Genomic DNA, 18,320 nt, shown 5'->3' on the forward strand with positions numbered 1-18,320 from the left:
TTCTCTCCTTCCTCTTGAATACCTGTACCCTATTTTAAATTAAAAGGCTGTAACTTTGCATTTTTCTCTCGTATTCTTCCATTCTCTCTTCATAAGTCCAGGATTCGTATAAGAAGCGGGCTAAGGTGGCCACACCAGCCATCCCTGCCAAGATTAGAAAGAATGGAGCCTCAGCAATAATCAGCGCAATTAGGGCAACGACTCCAGCTCCAGTTGACAGGGCAGCCTGGAGCTTGTCCATCACACGGGTTGGGAGCTCTGGTAGTTGCGGCTTGACTGGTCGAGGGGGTAGTTGAGGTGGCTCAGGTTCTCTGGGGCGAGGGGGCAGTTCTGGCCCGCTCAGTTGCAGGCTGATGGGGGTGGGAAGAACTATATAGGGATAGCAGTCACTCCGCTCATATTTGAGGATTGGGTGGGGCTTCCAGCTCGGCGTGTGCATTGCGCTCTACTTGATCTGGCGGTTGCCCTGTAATATGCCAGAGGCCACTTTTCCAGTCAATTCTCCCTGGGCCTGTAGAGCTGCAGCTTGTTGTCCTTTTGCACCACCACCCGCTTCCAGCCTGCCTCTGTCCGGTAGATGAAGCTGATGTTTCGGGGCTCCGGGTTGTGCCCCGCTGGCAGCGGTTTGCCCTGGGCCCTGGCCCTCAGTCGGTCGGCTACGTCGAAGAGATAGCCAACCTCTAGATAGGCGTAGAAGGGCCTATCTAGGAGTAGGGGCGTGGTAGGGGGCTAGATCCGCCGAACAGCATTGTGGGTTACTCAATAAAGCAACGGAAAAGCAACGGAGAGGGTGGGATTCGAACCGACGGTGGCGTGAACCACGGCAGTTTTCAAGACTGCTTCCTTAAACCGCTCGGACACCTCTCCAATTCTCTGGGATCCCCAAACCCTATTTATGCTACGCAATTGGCTTCAGGCTGTGCAATTGTACTCCGCACCGAGTAGCGCGATGGGCGAGAAAGCAGACCCTGCCATGGTTTAGCATAGCAACGCTCGCCTTGGCCCAGGCCGCCCCAGCAGGGATCCCTCAGTCTGCAACTGCTGCTATGCTACGGGACAGGTTAGCGGATCCCTTGTCGCTATGCCCTCGCGTCGTTCCAAGTCGGTTTCAGATTCCAGGCCAGAGATAGGAGGGGGGCGTCTTTTAGCCCTGAAAAATCAGATCGAGGCAATCCTCTACCTGAAGGGACAGCCGTTGGCCCTATCGACGCTGGCCCAGTTGGCCCACTGCAGCCGCGAGGAGGCCTACGATGCGCTGTTGGAGCTGATGGAAGACTACGCCCACCGCGATTCTGCCCTAGAGGTGCTGCAGGTGGAGGAGGGGTTTGCTCTGCAGTTGCGGGAGCCTTTTCTGGAGCTGGCCAACCAGCTCTTGCCCCCTGAAATCGGGGTGGGCGCCACCCGTACCTTGGCAACCATCGTTCTACGTGGCCCCCTCTCGCAAGCTGACTTGGTGGAGTTGCGCGGTCAGGGCGCTTACCAACACGTGGCAGAGCTGGTGGAAAAGGGCTTTGTGACCCGCTATCGCAAAGAAGGCAGCCGCTCCCCCTGGTTGCGGGTGACGGATAAGTTCCATCGCTACTTTACAGTGGAGAGGCTGGCCGAAACAGCAGCAGCTTCCTTCCCCGAAGCCTAAACTTGCCGCCCAACTCGATCCCAACCCCACCGGCGATCGTTCTCTCCCAGAAGAGGAGGTTTCGCCTAGGCCAGCGCAGCGCCCTCCGAAACCGTCTTAGGCGGGTTTAAAGAACCATAAAGTCAAGGATCCCCTCGGCGGGGATCCAGAGAAAGGAATCACGGCTTCGGCGGAGAAGGGATCCCTTCCTGCCAAGGGGGGTGGACTTACTTATTGGGCTGAGGGGTGAGCCGCAGGTAGGGCTTGAGCTCCTTGTAACCTTTCGGGAACTTTTCTTTTAGCACTTCAGGATCCTGCAGCGAAGGCGGGATAATGACGTCGTCGCCATCTTTCCAGTCGGCAGGGGTGACGACGCTGTACTTATCCGTCAACTGCAGAGCGTCGATGGCCCGCAAAAGCTCGTCGAAGTTGCGGCCCGTGCTGGCCGGATACGTAAGGATGAGGCGGATTTTCTTGTTGGGATCGATAACGAAAACCGAGCGCACCGTCAAGGGCAGCCCTTCTTGGTTAAGGTTGGTTTGATCCAACATGCCGTAGAGCTGCGAGACCTTGCGGTCTACATCTGCCAAGATGGGGTAGTTCACGATAGCGTTCTGGGTTTCCTCGATGTCTTTCACCCAGCCCAGGTGGGAGTCCACATCGTCCACGCTGAGGGCCAGCACCTTCACCCCCCGCTTTTCAAATTCGGGCATCAGCTTGGCAACGGTGCCCAGTTCGGTGGTGCAGACCGGCGTGTAGTCGGCAGGGTGGGAAAACAACACTACCCAGCTATCCCCGGCCCAGGAGTAGAAGTCAATTTCGCCGTGGGTGGACTTTTGCGTAAAATTGGGAGCTGTATCGCCAAGTCGGAGAGCCATACGCTCTTTCTCCTCAGTAAAGAGTTCAGTCCGGTGAGGCCGGGATCCGGATCCTTGCCATCGATCGATCTACAGTCTATTCTGCCACAAAAACTCCACTTTTCCGAGCGGATTTTAGGATATTTTAAGGTGTTGCCAACTTGCCGGCTAGGGGGAGTGCCCTTTCCCGACGTAAACGATTGTTGCGGGGGAATTAATATTCTGTAAGTTCTTTACAGGCTGCAACGGCGACGTGCTAAGGGTATTGTAGGTAACAGAATCTAGCTTCTCGGGCGAGGCCGTGGGATCGATGGGAAGTGCAGAAACAGCTACAACTTGCAGCTTGGCCACCCTGTGGGCCCAAAAATATGTAGACAAGCTGCGGGCGCAGGCGGCCTTGGGCGAGCTGCCGGGCGCCCAACTGGCCGACAAAGTGAAGGGATCCCTGCGCTTTGCCAGCTCCCAGGCCTGGGCCAAGACAGAGCGGCTCTTGGCTGCTGAAATACCCAAGCAGCGGCTGGATCCGGACTTGATCGATCCCTGGCAAATTGCCGAGGATTCTCGGGATTTATTTGAGGCGGCAGCGGAAAGTTGTGGGGAGGGCCTCTCGCCGGCTCGCTTTTCGGTGCAGATCGCGCCGCTCTGTGGCCGGCTGAGGGCCCGCTACAGCGAACGGGATCCGCGGGTGCTGGGCTTTTTAAGTATGCAATTCCACTACACGGGGCAAATGGTCTTGCAAGCCCTATCCCCTCAAGAGCGCGGCCTCTTCCACCCCTACTTGAAGGTCATGGACGACCACCTCTACATGCCCCTCCAGAGGATGTACGAGGGTGCCGCCGCCCATGCAGGCGATACCTTTTCCGCCCCCCTGGCTGCCGTGCAAGAGCTCTTGCCTCTGGTTACCAGCGTGGCAGAGTCCATCTGTGCTGAGGTGGCGCAGCGTTTCCCAGGCTATCGCTGCGAAAGCGGCCCCTTGACGGATCTGGAGGTGCGGATTTCCAGCATCCGCGATGTGGAGATGTTCCAGGTGTACTTGGGCCTCTGCGTCCTGGAAGGCAGTGTGGCGGCTGTCCAACAAGAGCTGTTTCCCCTGTGTGTGATGCTCTACCCTCCTTTGAAGGTGGAGTGGAAGCTGGTGCGGCAGATGCTGGAGCTTTTGGATGAGGCGCTGCGCTTTCAGCTCACCCCGGCCAGCTACACCGTCCTGCTGCCTTATCTGCGAGCCGTGCAGAGCATGTTCTCGCTGGAGGTTTTCCCCGAAAGCGACCCCATCTGGAGCCATCATCCTGACGTGATGCGCTTTATGGGAACGGCGCAGAACCTGTTGCAAGAACTGATGGGTCAAGGAGCTATCTGAAAACCCGCCGGCAGCCCCATTCCCATCCCACTTCTTTACTAAGAGAGGACTAAGAGAGGTTGGTGAGGGCACCCTGCTGCTTCGAGCTCAGGTAGAGCAACTGCGTTGGGTAGGCAAATTCGATTCCCTGTTCCTGAAAAGTTCGCTTCAGAGCCAAGTTGATGCGCTCCTGCACATCCATGTAGAGGTTGTAGTCTGGGCTGAGCACGTAGTAAACCACTTCGTAATTGAGGCTGAAATCTCCGTAGGCGGCGAAGTGGGCGCGGTCAAATTGGGCGTTGGGCTCGGCTTCGATAATTTGTCTCACCAAGGTTGGAATGGCCTGCAGCTTTTCGGGGGGAGTTTCGTAAACAACGCCAAAGCCAAAAACCACCCGCCGCCGCTGCATACGTTTGTAGTTGCGAATTCGGGATCCGGTGATATCGGTATTGGCCATCACGATCTGCTCTCCGCCCAAGCTGCGTAGGCGCGTGGTTTTGATGCCGATGTACTCTACGGATCCCATAAAATCGCCCAAAATTATAAAATCCCCAATCTCGAAAGGCCGATCCATCAAAATAGAGATATAGGCAAACAGATCCTGTAAGACTCCTTGCGCCGCCAAAGCAATGGCTATACCGCCAATGCCCAAGCTGGCCACCAGTGCTGCCACATCAAAACCCAGATTTTCCAGCAGAAACAAGATACCGATAAGGGTAAACACCACCCGGATCAGAGGGGAGAGCAACAGCAAGCTTTGCTCGGTGGTGGCATCGCCTTTTTTGCGCATCAGGTAAATGCGCAGAGCATACTCTACACTGGCGCTGAGGAGATTGATGCCCAAGTAGGTGCCAACGACAGTGGCCAGGATGTCCAGAGTTTGCCGCAGGACGGTGGCCAAATTTAGGCTGCTCAAACAGACGTAAATCAGAGCCAGGTAGAGCAAAGGGATCAGGTAGCGCTCTACTAGTTGAATAGGAGTATTGCCGGGGATCCCGCTGAGTTTAGAGAACCAACCTGCCAAGGTTCGGAGAACCAAGCCCCGCAACACAGTGCGGATGGCGAAGATCCCGACTACAAAGATGAAAAATACCAGCAGGTAGTTCCAAAGGGGGTTGCCCAGCAGTTGGAAGCTGAGAATCTCCTGAAGCATGGCCTTGAAAACCGCCTTCTTCGGTCAACCAACAGCGAATAAAAGCAGCGGGAAAGCCCAGGGCAAAAGAGTCGCCTGGATTTGCTGCTTCTGTAACCAGTACCCTCTGGGTCTTAGCTAACAAAACAGGGACATCATAACACTGTGTTTATCGCTACTTAGCCGGCTGCTTGGAGAAAGGATGCTCGGGATCCACCAGCTCGGCCACAAATTGGTGCAGGATGGGCAGGTAGCGCTCCCCGGCCACTTGTAGCAAATTGTTGTGATCGGCTCCCTCGATGGGCACCAAACGCTTGGGATCCCGTGCCGCTTGGTAAAGGGCTTCGGCATGCCAGAAGGGGATCAAGCGATCCTGGGTGCCGTGCAAAATCAGCAGTGGGCAGTTGATCTGGGCGATGCGGCTGAGGTTGTCGAAGCGATCAAAAGGCAGCAGCGGGATGCGGGTCAAGACGCGAAAAGCAGTTACAAAGGTCGATTCCAGGATCAGACCCCCCACCGGCTTTTGGGCTGCCAAGTAAACCGAGGGCCCGCCCCCCACCGAGCGTCCGTAAACCAAAATCCGCTCCGGCGGGATCCCCTGCTCCACCAGATAGGCGTAGGCGGCCTCAATGTCCTTGTAGGCACCGGCTTCGGAAGGGATCCCTTCGCTGGTGCCGTAGCCGCGGTAGTCGTAGGCCAAGACGGCAAACCCCCCCTGCTGCAGGCCAGCCAGGCGCGGCAAGATATCTCCCAAGTCCTCGGCGTTGCCGTGGCTGTAGAGGAGGGTATAGGTGGCTTCGGGGTTGTGCAGATACACCGCCGAAATCTGCAGGCCATCGGCGGTGGTGAGCTTGAAAATGGCATCCCCATCCTGGTAGCTGGCGGGGCGAGGCAAAAAGATCAGCCGCTCCGATTGAAACCAGCCCAGCCAGAGCAGGTAGCCGTACACCCCCAGGCCAATAAGCAGCAAGGATCGCCCCACCTGCAGCCCCGGGAAGGATCCCAAAATCCAATTCAAAGGCTTTAACATCCCTCGGCTTGGCATCGAGATAATTCTCCTCACCCCCGGCCCCTCCCCCAGAGGGAGAGGGGGAATTGGTGGCGGCGACGTCGGCAACTAAGGCCTACGGCCCGCTCACGCGAAAGGCCTACGGCCCGCTGACGCGATCAGGATTCGGCTGGCAAGGCGGAACATTTCCAAAGGCAAACCCCAATCCAGTTAACCAGAGTATGGGCGACGATGGTCACCAGCAGGTTTCCCGACAGCCACACGCCCAGCCCCAGGAGGACGCCCACGGCGCTGGCCCAGACGGCATAGGGCCAACCCTGCCATCCCAGCCAATGCAAAACCCCAAACAAGAGGCCGCTCAAGAGGATCCCGCCCGTCCACCCCAAGGGACTGGCCACCAGGGATCCCATCAGCACGCCGCGAAACAGCCATTCCTCGCTCCAGCCCGGCAGCACCCCCACCCAGAAGATATCTGACCACTGCAGGGGATCCGCCACCAGGTGCAAGTAGGCGGAAGCCGCCCGGCGATAGGCCGGCCAAAGCCAGTAAGCCCCGCAGCTGAGCAGCGCCACCCCCAGCCCCAGCGCCGTTCCCCAGGCAACGGCCAGCGGATCCCAACGGAAGGGCACGCGCAGGGATCCCAGCCAGATCCAGAGGCCGGCGATCACCGCCGCGATCAGGCTGGTCAGGCCCATCCCGATCAGGATCTGTTGGCGCGTACAGGGTTGAATCTCGGCACTCATGGGAGGGGATTTGGCTTGGCACCCTATTCCCAGGGTAGAGCGAATCTCGACAAGGACGGCTGCCTGAATCCACACTGGCAGCGGGGAACACTCCAAGCCCTGAAGGGCGGGGCCTAGGCCGCCATTGTCTCGGTCAACAGGGTAGGAGCTCTCAACTCCCCGCTGCTTGCCAGTGGAGGTGCTGCCTCAACAACTGGGCGTGCTGGGCCGATCGCTCCACCCAAACGGCCACTTGGTCAGGGCCGAGGGCCGGCCCATCGGCATAGCAGGCCAACCAAGCCCGGTGCAAAGCTTCCGGATCCTCTGGGATCGCCTCGAGATCCCAGCCGGGCATGCCCAATTCCTCAAGCAGCGTTGTCACCTTGGGATCGTAGCTGAGGCCAAAGCAGGCACAGCCCTCGGCTGCCGCCATCACCAGGCCGTGGTAGCGCATCACAATTGCCAATTTCACCCCCCGAAAGACCCCCTTTAAAAGATAGGGATCCCGAATTTCCAACACCTGGCTGTGGCCGGGCAAGCGCTGTTGCAGCCGTTGCGCCAAGCGGTAGTCTGGCCCCAGGTCGGGGGATCCAGGCGGAGCCAGTTGGAAGGGCAGCAAAAGCAGATAAGCTCCGGTGGCAGCCTGGAGGCGTCTCAGGCCCTCAGCCAAAATCTCCAATCGCGCTGGAGTGAGCTGGGGATGCTGCCGCAAGACCACGGCAATGCGGGGCTGAGGCCATCTTTCCCACTCCGGCAGGGTTTTGGAGGGCAGGCCCCAAACCGGATCCGGGGCCACCTGATGGGGGATCCCCCAGGCTCGCAGCCATTGAGAAGCAACGGCGTCGCGCACGCTGATGGCTGTACAACCTGCTAGAGCGCGGCGGGCCAGCTCGCGGATCCAGCCCCGCTGCAACGGCCCGATCCCCTGGGCCCAGGCCAAGGTTTTCAGCCCCCGCCGCTGGGCCCAGAGCATCAGTCCCAGGTAGTAGAGGGGGCTGCGCCAACTGGTGCGATCCTGCAGCAGGCCGCCCCCACCCCAGATAAAAGCTTGAGACTGCCTCAGATAGCGCCGCAAAGCCCAGCCATCGAAGCGCGGGCAGGCCAGTACCCCATAGGTGGCAGCCGTTTCCGCGGGGCGAGGAGAGAGCACCACCGGCTGTACAGGGCCGGACAACTGCTGGAGTTGCCGCAGTAGGGCCAGCAACAACGCCTCGTCGCCGGCATTGCCGTAGCCGTGGTAGCCACAGATCAAAACCCGTGGCCCCTGCATCGAGCCGATTTGCTCAGGCAAGTTGCGCCGGGATCCCCAATCAGTAGCAGTCAAGGTTGGTCGAACTCGGCCCGTTGCATCGAGAACCTAATCCAGCCTACAGCTTCCTTCCGGGATCCAGAGCGCTGCCGGCGCAGACATCTCCCTTGCAGCGGAAGGTCTCAGACAGGTCTTCCTTGATGTTCTCCCCACGGCTATAGCTTGCTTCCGCGCAGCGCTCTGCCAGGGGGGTCTTTCTCAGCTTGTGGGATGGCTCCCACTTGCCGAGCTGCCCAGAGCATGCGGTTTGCATCGCAGGGGACGCCGTAACCCCAACTCCCAGACCTATGGCCCGCTTGCGGGAAGGGATGTGGAAACACCCCAGATACTTCCTCTTCTTGCCGCAGTTTCGTATCTCGGCTATTGCTCTAGCCACCTGGCAAGACGCTGTCCTGGATCTTCTGGCCCTGCCAACACTGCCAATGACAAGAGTCCTGGATATCGAGATAGCGCTTCCAGGCGCAAGATCTCAACGCGGTGGGACAGGGATCCCTTTTGCAGAAAAGTTTGCTAAGCAGTTCTAACTGAGTTTTTCGCACGTCGATAACAATCTTGCCGCCCTTCTGGGGCGAGATAGCGGCGAGGCAGCCGCCTGCCCTGCGAAACAGCATGTCGAGATCCGGGCTGGTAGGGAACTGGGGATCCCAGCAGCCAGCAGACAAAGCACTCGGAAACCCCCCACGCTCACCCGGATTTGGCCCACTCAGAGAGGGAAAGGATCCCCTGCCGGCCTAAGAAGCGCCGCCCTATAATGGGTCAGACTTGCGGTCGCTCCGCAACGCTGAAGTGACGGGGTTTTTGAGGTGACCTACGGTCGCAGACCATCGGCCCGCTGGGCTAGGAATTCGGCTTCGCAGCATCCTTACAGCCGCCCCTTTCCGGGGTATGACGAGTATGCCGACGCCGCCCGACCCGCTCGCCCCTCCTGGAGAGCTCAGGCCGCCGCCACGGTGGGCAACCTGTTGCTGGGATCCCTGCTCTTGGGATCTACAGCGACGGCTGCCGGCTTGATGGGGTTGGCCATCAGCTTCCGCAACCTGCCCGATGTGCATCAATTGCGGGACTACGTGCCGGTGGCCACCACCCACATTGTCGATATTCGCGGCGAGCCGATTGCCAGCTTGCACGGGGAAGCCAACCGGGAAGTGATCTCGCTGGAAGAGGTCTCGCCGGAGATGAAAAAAGCCCTGCTGGCCATTGAAGACAGCCACTTCTACACCCACCCCGGCATCAACCCGGTCAGTTTGGGCCGGGCGCTGCTGGGCAGTGTTGAAGGGGGGTTGGGCTCGGCAGGAGGCGGCTCCACCCTGACGATGCAACTGGTGAAGAACCTGTTTTTGAGGCCGGAGCGCACCCTCAGCCGCAAGGTGGCCGAGATTGTGCTGGCGGTGCGGCTGGAGCAAGTCTTTACCAAAGACGAGATCCTGGAGATGTACCTCAACCAGGTGTACTGGGGGCACAACCTCTACGGCATCCAGGCGGCGGCCCGCAGCTACTTCAACAAGGATGCGGCGGAACTGAACTTGGCGGAAGCAGCGATGTTGGCCGGGATCCTGCCGGCCCCGGAAATCCTCAGCCCCTTTCGCAACCTGGAAGGGGCCAAGCGACGGCAGCGGCTGGTGCTGGATCGCCTGGTGGAGCTGAACTGGGTTACCCCGGAAGAGGCCCAGGCGGCACGGGAGCAAGAATTGACCTTGGGCCGCATCACCTCCTTCCAGAGCAACGCCCCGGCGGTTACCGACGCCATTGAGGCAGAGCTGCGGCGCCGCTATGGCGAGCAGGCCATCCTCCAGGGGGGGCTGCGGGTTCAGGCCACTATCGACCTGCGGCTGCAGCGCATTGCCCAGCGCATTGTCAACGAAGACGGGCCTCGCCTTACCGCCACTCGCCGGGCTGATCAGATGGCTCTGGCGGCGGTGGATCCCCGCACAGGCTACGTCAAGGCCCTTGTGGGCGGCATCAACGCCCAACGGGGCCAATTTAACCGCGCCACCCAAGCCTTTCGCCAAACGGGATCCACCTTTAAGCCCTATGTGTACTACGCGGCTCTGGCTACCGGCCGCTACGGGCCCAACAGCATCCTCTACGACACTCCCATCACCTATCCTGGCTCGCCTCCCTACAGCCCGAAAAACTACGACAACACCTTCTACGGCCCCCTCACCTTTGCCCGCGCCTTGGAGCTCTCCCGCAACGTGCCCACCGTCAAGCTGGCAGATGAAGTCGGGATCCGCAACGTCATTGCGGCAGCCCAGGCCACGGGCATCAGTGCCGAGATGTTTCCCAACTTGGCCACGGCCCTGGGCTCGGCCAGCGTCAGCCCCCTGGAAATGGCCGCCAGCTATGCGGTGTTTGCCAATGGCGGCTACCGGGTGGAGCCAACTCTCTTGGCTCAGGTGGTGGATCGCAACGGTCAGATTCTCTTCGAGGCCAAGCCCCAGCCGCAGCGGGTTTTGGATCCCTGGGCGGTGGCCACCCTCAACCAGATCCTCAAGGGGGTGGTGACCCAGGGCACGGGGACGGCGGCCCGTCTGGACGATGGGCGCCCGGTGGCCGGCAAAACCGGCACCACCTCTGATTTCCGCGACGCTTGGTTCATCGGCTATGTGCCGCAACTGTCCACCGCCATTTGGATCGGCAACGACAACAACTCCCCCATGCTGCCCGGCACCGCCGGCGGGGCCTTTGTTGCCCCCACCTGGAAGCGCTTCATGAGCGAGGCCCTGCAAGGGATCCCACCCCAGGACTTTCCCAGCCCGCATCAATTTCCCCCTCCCCGACCATGAGCTACAGCGAGGAGCGGCTGGCGCGCATCGAGCGCACTGTCGAGGCCAACGCTCAGGCCATCGCCCAACTGGCCCGGCAAAACCAAGAGCTGATGCAAACCATTGCCGGCACCGAGGAGCGCATTGCCAGAGCCGAGGAACGCATTGCCAGAGCCGAGGAACGCATTGCCAAAGCCGAGGAACGCATTGCTGGCGCCGAAGAACGTCTGGAGGCCGAGGTCAAACGCTGGGACGAGCGGTTTTTCCAGCTCAGCCGCGATACCCTCAACTTCACCCGCAATGTGGTTACCATTGCCGCCATCACGGCGGTTTTGATCCCCCTGCTCAGGGATGTCGCTCCCCTGCTGATCGAGCTGCTGCGGGAGGGATCCCGTTAGCTCTGGCCCCCTGCTTGGAGAGGAGGGGACGGTCTCAGCCTGCACGGAAATGGCGAGGGGATCCCAAAGCGTAATCATTCTGAGTTACACTAAGACTGCAAAGAAAGGTAACGCCGTTGTCCGATTTATCTTTGCCTTCGCTGCGTCCTTTCTTGCATTCTTTGCACAAGACACAGAGGACAGACGATTATGGCTTTTGAACTCCCGGCTCTGCCCTACCCTGCCGACGCCCTCAAGCCCTATATGTCGGCGGAAACCTTCTCCTACCACCACGGCAAGCACCACGCCGCCTACGTGGCCAACCTAAACAAGCTGATCGAAGGCACCGAGCTGGCCAATAAGTCGCTAGAAGAAATTATCAAGACCACGTTTGGGGATCCCGACAAAGTGGGCATCTTCAACAATGCCGCCCAGGTCTGGAACCACACCTTTTTCTGGGAATCCATGAAGCCAGGTGGGGGCGGCGCGCCGACGGGGCCCATCGCCGACAAGATCAACGCCGATTTTGGCGGCTACGACAAGTTTGTCGAGGCCTTCAAAACGGCGGCGGCCACCCAGTTTGGCAGCGGCTGGGCCTGGCTGGTGCTGGACAACGGCACCCTCAAGGTTACCAAAACCCCCAACGCCGAAAACCCGCTGGTGCACGGCCAAGTGCCCCTGCTCACTTTGGATGTCTGGGAGCACGCCTACTACCTGGACTACCAAAACCGGCGGCCCGACTTCATCAGCGCCTACCTGGAGCACCTAGTGAACTGGGATGCCGCCAATGCCCGGCTGGCTGCTGCCTGACTGACTCTCTTCTGGGATCCTCTGACGGGGGATCCCATCGAGGACTAGCCTTGCCCAGCTCTTTGCTAGGGGATCCTCAGGGATCCCTTTTTTGCGCCTAGTCTTTCCCCAAGCGTTCCCGCTCCTCGCGCAACCGCTCCAGAAAGCCAGGGGTGGGAGGTTGGGTTGGAGGGGCTGCAAGGGGAGCAGAAGTTGGAGCAACCCGGTTCACTTGGGGAAACAAGGGTTGGTTGATGGGCTGTGGGGGGAGAGGCTTGGCTGGGACACGAGCTGGAGAAGGTGGAGCAGCGGGTGTGGGCACTGCAACCGGTCGGGGCGGGGGCGCAGCGGGGACAGGGGTGGGTGGGGGGGGCGGCGAAGTGGGCGGGGGTGCTGGGGCGGTTGCCGGTGTGGGCGTGGGTTCGGGTTGAGGAGGGTCTTGAGGGTTGTCCCGAGCCGGATCCGGATCATCTTCAAACGCTGGCTCACCCGCTGGATCCCGCAGCAGCCAGTCCAGCAGCGGCTCCGGGATGGCTTGCTGCCCATCGGTGGCAGGGGGCAGCGGAACGGCAGGCGGTCTCTCCATGCCTGTGCCCGGATCCAAGAGCAGACGCAGGCCCCAAAAAGTGCTCCCGGCAATGGCGGCCAAAAGGGCTATCCCTCCCCAGAGGGGGAGCGGCCTACCTTTGGGCTCCGGCTGGGCGCTGAGCCGATGGGCGCCTTCCTGACCATCGAGGGCTGCCAGGGTGCGCTCGGAAAAGGGCGAGGTTGTTGGAGGGGGGGTGAGGGCAGAGCCGGCGCTGCTGTCAGATTGCAGGGATCCCTCCAATTGGTCGCTGAGGAGCTTCATATTCGGGGGCCGCTGGCCGGGATCTTTAGCCAGACAAGCAAGCACCACTTCCTCCAGCGCCGGCGGGATCTCATGGGGCAACTGGGAGCGGTCGAAGGGCCGAGGCTGTTGGTAATTGTGGGCCTCGTACCAACCGGGAAAAGAATCGGTCTTCGGTTTTAGGGGGTGTTGACCGGTCAGCATGCGGTAGAGCACCACGCCGAACGAGTAGATATCGGAGCGGGGATCCAGTTCCTCGCCGCGCACCTGTTCGGGAGAGGCGTAGCGCACTGTGCCCAAAAAGCCGGTGGTTTGGGTGCCGAGGGCCAGGGAAACATCGCTGAGCAGCTTGGCAATGCCGAAATCCAGGATCTTGACCGTCTCCCCCAGGGTCTCATCTTTCAAGACAAAGAGATTGCTGGGCTTGATGTCGCGATGGATCACCCCCTTGATGAGGTGGCCATCTTGCTCGGTCTCCAAGTTGTGGGCGTAATAGAGACCGGCACACACTTGGCGGGCCATCCTCACCACCTGTTGAGGCGGCAGCACCGGCTGCTTGAGCATTAGCTCCCCCAAACTGCGCCCCGTTAGGTATTCCATCACCAGGTAAGGTTGGTCGTTCTCTAGACCGTAATCCAGCACCTTAACAATGGCAGGGTGCTCCCCCAGCAGCGTGCTGATGCGAATTTCCTGCTGAAAACGTTTGTGCAACTGGCGTCGGGTGTTGTCATCGCCTGCCAAGTTTTGGTGCAACAGCTTGACCGCCACCGGACGGTTGAACAGGCGCGTATCGACAGCCTTGAACACCCGCCCCATGCCGCCCGCTGCAATGCTGTGAACCAGTTGATAGCGCTGGCCGATTACTTTTCCAGGAGCAAGCTGGTGCATAGGCAGCCTAGGAGCATGTACCCTCTGAATTTTAATGCGTGTTTCTCGGGAGTTTCTCTTGCCTTTCTCTGGGCACTACTGCCAAGCTGTTTTCACTGCTTAATGTGTCCGATGTACTTACTTTTGAATACTTATTAAATATTTATTATTAAACGCCCTGCCAGCGATTGAAGGCTGGACAAAGACTGTGGACTACAGAGATCTACTTTAGAGCCGAGGGAATCTGATAGACTCATGCGGGCGCTTTGCCGGGTCTGTTCATTAGCTGTCTGTCGGGTGATTTATGCTGGCTAACTGGCTGCAAATTTCGGGGATCCCTCTAGCCCTGATCGGCCCTGTTGAGAATCCGGTGCTGGTGTTTTTGATCATCCTGACCATCATGCTGGTGGCTCCCTTGCTATTTGAGCGGCTGCGCCTGCCGGGGATCATCGGGTTAATCTTGGCTGGGCTGGTGGTGGGGCCCTACGGCTTGGGCATCTTGCGGCGGGACGAGACCATCATCCTGCTGGGCACGGTGGGGCTGTTGTTTCTCATGTTCATGGCGGGGCTGGAGACCAGTCTGGAAGATTTGAAGCTCAATGCCGGGAAGGCCACCATCTTCGGGGCGCTCACCTTTCTGTTGCCCATGCTCATCGGCACAGCAGCCATGTTGGCCATTGGGTATGGCTTTCTGGCGGCGGTGCTGGTGGCCTCGTGTTTTGCCTCCCATACCCTCATCGCCCTGCCGATCGTCTCCAAGTTGGGCCTGATGCGCTTGCAGACGGTGACGGCCACCTTGGGGGCGACGCTAATTACCAATGTCTTGGCGTTGTTGGTGCTGGCGGTGGTGGTGCGCGCCCACCAAGGCGAGCTGACGCTGCAATTTTGGCTGACGCTGATCCCCTCGATTGCCCTCTACACCTTGGCCACCCTCTGGGGGGTGCCCAAGCTGGGCGGTTGGTTTTTCCGGCGCTTTGGCCACGACGAGGGGGCAGAGTTTACCTTTGTGATTGCCACCTTGTTCGTGGTGGCCTACGGAGCGGGGTTGATCGGCATTGAGCCGGTGGTGGGCGCCTTTTTGGCCGGGACGGCCATCACCCCCATCATCCCCCAGCTCAGCCCCCTCATGAACCGCATTCAGTTTATCGGCAACACGTTGTTTGTGCCGTTTTTCTTGATCTCGGTGGGGATGCTGATCAATCCCGGCATCCTCTTCGGCGAGCCGCGCACGCTGCTGGTGGGCGGGGTGATGATCGCAGCGGAGGTGGTGAGCAAGTTTCTGGCCGCTTGGATCCCGGCCCAACTGTTCGGCTGGCGCTTGGCCAGCGCCATGGTCATGTTCGGCCTGTCGGTAGCGCAGGCAGCGGCTACTTTGGCGGCGATCACGGTGGCCTTTAACGTGGAGTTGGTGGATGAGCTGACGGTGAACGGCACCATCGCCATGATCCTGGTTACCTGCATTGCCTCGCCTTGGATCGTGGCCCGCTGGGGCGAGCAACTCCAGCCTGCGGAGGTGGCGGCAGAAGCCGGCGACTTGCCCAAACCGGCCTGGGGATCCCGCGTCTTGGTGCCGGTGGCCAACCCCGATACCGAAAGCAACCTGCTGCGGTTGGCGTTGATTTTGGTCAAAAAAGAAGGGGGGACGCTGCTGCCGCTGCACGTCTTGTCTGACCGCGCCGGGATCTCGCCGGCAGCTTTGGCCCGGCAAGAGCAATTGTTGACCTTTGCCGAAGCTCTGGCCCACAGCGCCGTGGCCCGAGTGGAAGCCATTCGCCGGGTGGATGACTCGGTGGAAAAAGGGATCGTTCGCTCGGCAGCAGAACGGCAGGCGACCTTGGTGATCCTGGGCTGGAAGGGCTACTCCACCTATGCGGAGAATTTCTTCGGCAGCGTCATCGATGCGGTGGTGCGCCAGGTGGGGATCCCGGTGTTGATTACACGGTTTCCCGTCCCGATCGAGACGACACAGCGCATCCTCTTGGCAGCCCCCGAGTTGGAAGTGTCTTCCGGATCCCTGCAGCAGACGATTGGGCTGGCGCAGACGCTGGCTGGGGAGTTGAAAGCGGCGCTGCAGCTTCTCTTAGTGCAAACCCGACCGCTGCGGGAGCGCTCTCCGGGCCCGGGGGCGGCAAGCTATGCCCATCTGCCGGTACAGCGGGTGCAGGGGGGGTTGGTGGCCGAGGTGCTCAAAGCCCTGCAGCCGGGGGATATGTTGGTGGGAGTGCTCAGCGAAGCCCGCAGCCGCTTTCGCCTAAGCCGCGAGCCGGAGATCATCGCCCGCCATCGTCCCGACCTCCCCATGATCGTGGTGCATCTGCCTGCTGCCCACCCGCCGCGTTTGCAGGAGAGTGTTCTGGCGGCAGGAGACTCCACTTGGTACTAGGGCTAGTGAGACTGGCTCAAACGGCAGCCCGCTTCCCCTGCTAGACTGAGAAATCGCGATCAACACCCACCCTCGCCGAGGAAAGACGTCGCTAGCGCCGGGCGGAGCCTATGGTTGCCTATTTGCTGGAAGTTGGCTGTGAGGAGCTGCCAGCTAGTTTTGTGGATTCGGCCCTAGAGCAGTGGAGGACGGGGATCCCGGCCTCTTTGGCAGAAGCCCATCTGCAGGCCGAGCAGATGCAGCTTTTCGGCACGCCACGCCGCCTGGCGGTTCTGTTGCAGGGGTTGCCCACCCAGCAGCCGGATCGCACTTTGGAGGTGAAGGGGCCGCCGGTTCAGGTCGCCTACCAAGATGGCCAGCTCACCCCTGCCGGGGAAAAATTTGCCCAAAAACAAGGGGTGGATCCCGGCAGCCTGGAAATCCGGCAAGTGGGCAAGGGATCCTTTGTCTTTGCCGTGCAGCGGGTGCGGGGCCGACCGACGGCGGCGGTGCTCCAGGAATTGGCGCCCACCTGGATCACCAGCTTGAGCGGCGAACGGCTGATGCGCTGGGGCTATGGAGACCTGAAGTTTCCCCGTCCCATCCGCTGGCTGGTTTCCCTTTGGGAGGATCAGGTGTTGCCTTTGCTCTGGCCTACCTCCGAGGGAAATCCTTTGCCGGGCCTGGTGGCGGGGCGGGTGAGTCGGGGGCACCGCGTCCTGGGATCCCAGCAGGTTGTCCTGGAGCGGGCCGAGAGCTATGTTCAGCAAATGCAAGCGGCCGGGGTCAGCCCCGATCCGGCGGCGCGGGCAGCGCACATCCAGGCGGAGGTGGCCAAGCTGGCCAGGCAGGTGAACGGGCAAGCGCAGATCCCTTCCTCTCTGCTGCGGGAGGTGGTGCAGTTGGTGGAGTGGCCGACGGCGGTTCTGGGGCGCTTTGAGCCGGAGTTTTTGCGATTGCCCGTGGCGGTGATCGAGACGGTGATGATCACCCACCAGCGCTACTTCCCAGTGCGGGATGGCCGGGATCCCCAGAAACTGCTGCCCTATTTCATCACCATCTCCAACGGCGACCCCCGGCAATCGGAGCGGATCGGGGCAGGCAACAGCCGTGTGGTGCGGGCACGCCTGGCCGATGCCCGCTTTTTCTACGAAGAGGATCGGCGGATCCCCTTGGCGCAGCGGGTGGAACGCCTGCAGGCGGTTACTTTTGCCGAAGGGCTGGGATCCATGCGGGACAAGGTGGAGCGCATCCGCCACATCAGCCGCCTCATTGCCGCTGCCCTGAACTTGGATCCCCAGGAGCAGGCGCTGGTGGATCGCACCGCTTACCTGTGCAAGGCGGATCTGGTGACCCAAATGGTGTACGAGTTCCCGGAGCTGCAGGGGATCATGGGCGCCGAGTACGCCCGCCAGGACGGCGAGCCTGAAGCCGTGGCAGAGGGGATCGAACAACACTACTGGCCCCTGGGGGCAGGGGAGGCCTTGCCCGCCTCTTTAACCGGACGGGTGGTGGGCTGGGCGGATCGCCTCGATACCCTGGTGGGCATGTTTCGCTTGGGGCAGATCCCTACTGGTTCTTCGGATCGCTTTGCCCTGCGGCGGGCCGCCAACAGCCTGGTGTTGATTGCCTGGGATGCCGGCTGGACCTTTGACTTCAACTCCCTGTTGCAGAGGGTGGTGCAGGACTACGCGGCAGGCGACGAGAAGACCTTGAAGGCTTTGCAGGAGTTTTTGCTGCAGCGGCTGCAAATCCTTCTGCAGGAGGAAAAGCGGATTGATTACGACCTGGTCAGGGCAGTGGTTGGGGATCCAGAAGCGCTGCAAGAGGGGGAGCCAGCAAAGTCCGACCTCCCTCGGCGAGCCTTAGCCAACCTGCCCCTCACCCTGCTGCGGGCTGAGTACCTGCAACACCTGCGAGCCACCGGGGAATTGGCGGATCTCTACCCCACCCTCAATCGCTGTGCCCGCCTGGCCGCCCAGGGAGACTTGGACAGCGCCGTGCTGGATCCGGCAGCGGCTGTGGATGCCGACCTGTTGCAGGAGGCGGCAGAACGGGAGCTGTACGAGGCTTGCCAGAGGGTTTACCGCCTGGGGGTGGAGCCAGCCCTCCAAGGAGACTTTACCCCACTGGTGGAGGGCCTGCAGGCAGCAGCCCCCGCAGTGGATCGTTTTTTCGAGGCGGTTTTGGTCATGGATCCGGATCCCAGGCTGCGGGCCAACCGGCTGAACCTGTTGGGGGTATTGCGCAACCAGTCTCGCCTGCTGGGAGATATGGGGGCTGTGGTCATGGCCGGGGAAGCGACGCCAGAGAAGAGCCGCTAGCTGCCGGCTGGCTATCCCAGTAACTAA

Annotated in this window: 14 protein-coding genes and 1 tRNA gene; 7 read left to right on the plus strand and 8 right to left on the minus strand. The window is 60.6% G+C overall.

Translation table 11 applies throughout. From position 1 onward, the window contains the following. Positions 1-34: 34 nt before the first annotated feature. Together NW855_RS05975 and NW855_RS05980 are read right to left on the minus strand one after the other, a co-directional pair. Positions 35-241 carry a hypothetical protein gene (locus tag NW855_RS05975; protein ID WP_099834730.1) on the minus strand — a complete coding sequence of 69 codons (207 nt, stop codon included), beginning with the start codon at positions 239-241 and terminating at the stop codon, positions 35-37. A 541-nt stretch (positions 242-782) separates the two neighbouring features. Beyond that, positions 783-867: transfer RNA gene (locus NW855_RS05980), tRNA-Ser, on the minus strand. Between the two features lie 214 nt (positions 868-1,081). Here NW855_RS05980 and scpB point away from each other — a divergent pair. Beyond that, positions 1,082-1,636 carry an SMC-Scp complex subunit ScpB gene (scpB, locus tag NW855_RS05985; RefSeq protein WP_011431618.1) on the plus strand — a complete coding sequence of 185 codons (555 nt, stop codon included), beginning with the start codon at positions 1,082-1,084 and terminating at the stop codon, positions 1,634-1,636. Positions 1,637-1,842: 206 nt separating this feature from the next. Here scpB and NW855_RS05990 read toward each other — a convergent pair whose 3' ends face one another. Then, the gene (locus NW855_RS05990) at positions 1,843-2,493 is read right to left on the minus strand and encodes a peroxiredoxin (RefSeq protein ID WP_011431619.1); all 651 of its coding nucleotides are present in this window, start codon (positions 2,491-2,493) and stop codon (positions 1,843-1,845) included. Positions 2,494-2,815: 322 nt separating this feature from the next. Between NW855_RS05990 and NW855_RS05995 the strand changes: the two genes are divergently transcribed. Beyond that, positions 2,816-3,829: a hypothetical protein gene (locus NW855_RS05995; RefSeq protein WP_240527306.1), complete on the plus strand. Its 1,014-nt coding sequence runs from the start codon at positions 2,816-2,818 to the stop codon at positions 3,827-3,829. A 49-nt stretch (positions 3,830-3,878) separates the two neighbouring features. Here NW855_RS05995 and NW855_RS06000 read toward each other — a convergent pair whose 3' ends face one another. The 4 genes from NW855_RS06000 to csaB all read right to left on the minus strand — a co-directional run bounded on the left by NW855_RS06000 (position 3,879) and on the right by csaB (position 7,995). Continuing rightward, positions 3,879-4,961, minus strand: a complete 1,083-nt coding sequence (locus NW855_RS06000) for a mechanosensitive ion channel family protein (RefSeq protein ID WP_011431621.1) — start codon at positions 4,959-4,961, stop codon at positions 3,879-3,881. Positions 4,962-5,115: 154 nt separating this feature from the next. Then, entirely contained in the window at positions 5,116-5,958 is an 843-nt protein-coding gene (locus NW855_RS06005; RefSeq protein ID WP_414402429.1) for an alpha/beta hydrolase, read from the minus strand. A 149-nt stretch (positions 5,959-6,107) separates the two neighbouring features. Then, a complete protein-coding gene (locus NW855_RS06010) occupies positions 6,108-6,692 on the minus strand; it encodes a CPBP family intramembrane glutamic endopeptidase (protein WP_011431623.1) in 585 nt (194 codons plus the stop codon). 151 nt (positions 6,693-6,843) lie between these two features. Continuing rightward, a complete protein-coding gene (gene csaB, locus NW855_RS06015) occupies positions 6,844-7,995 on the minus strand; it encodes a polysaccharide pyruvyl transferase CsaB (protein ID WP_414402428.1) in 1,152 nt (383 codons plus the stop codon). A 788-nt stretch (positions 7,996-8,783) separates the two neighbouring features. Here csaB and NW855_RS06020 point away from each other — a divergent pair. The 3 genes from NW855_RS06020 to NW855_RS06030 all read left to right on the plus strand — a co-directional run bounded on the left by NW855_RS06020 (position 8,784) and on the right by NW855_RS06030 (position 11,932). Further along, a complete protein-coding gene (locus NW855_RS06020) occupies positions 8,784-10,766 on the plus strand; it encodes a transglycosylase domain-containing protein (RefSeq protein WP_414402427.1) in 1,983 nt (660 codons plus the stop codon). Continuing rightward, the gene (locus tag NW855_RS06025; protein WP_414402426.1) at positions 10,763-11,143 is read left to right on the plus strand and encodes a hypothetical protein; all 381 of its coding nucleotides are present in this window, start codon (positions 10,763-10,765) and stop codon (positions 11,141-11,143) included. Before NW855_RS06020 ends, NW855_RS06025 begins: the two co-directional genes overlap by 4 nt. Before the next feature lie 189 nt (positions 11,144-11,332). Further along, on the plus strand, positions 11,333-11,932 hold the full coding sequence (locus tag NW855_RS06030; protein WP_011431628.1) for a superoxide dismutase: 600 nt from the start codon (positions 11,333-11,335) through the stop codon (positions 11,930-11,932). A gap of 97 nt (positions 11,933-12,029) precedes the next feature. Here NW855_RS06030 and NW855_RS06035 read toward each other — a convergent pair whose 3' ends face one another. Beyond that, on the minus strand, positions 12,030-13,628 hold the full coding sequence (locus NW855_RS06035) for a serine/threonine protein kinase (protein ID WP_414508520.1): 1,599 nt from the start codon (positions 13,626-13,628) through the stop codon (positions 12,030-12,032). 283 nt (positions 13,629-13,911) lie between these two features. Here NW855_RS06035 and NW855_RS06040 point away from each other — a divergent pair, with 283 nt between their 5' ends. Together NW855_RS06040 and glyS are read left to right on the plus strand one after the other, a co-directional pair. Next, on the plus strand, positions 13,912-15,990 hold the full coding sequence (locus NW855_RS06040; RefSeq protein ID WP_414508521.1) for a cation:proton antiporter: 2,079 nt from the start codon (positions 13,912-13,914) through the stop codon (positions 15,988-15,990). A 110-nt stretch (positions 15,991-16,100) separates the two neighbouring features. Further along, on the plus strand, positions 16,101-18,293 hold the full coding sequence (gene glyS / locus NW855_RS06045) for a glycine--tRNA ligase subunit beta (RefSeq protein ID WP_414508522.1): 2,193 nt from the start codon (positions 16,101-16,103) through the stop codon (positions 18,291-18,293). The last annotated feature ends 27 nt before the right edge of the window (positions 18,294-18,320 follow it).

Source organism: Synechococcus sp. RC10B2 (genome assembly GCF_047502635.1).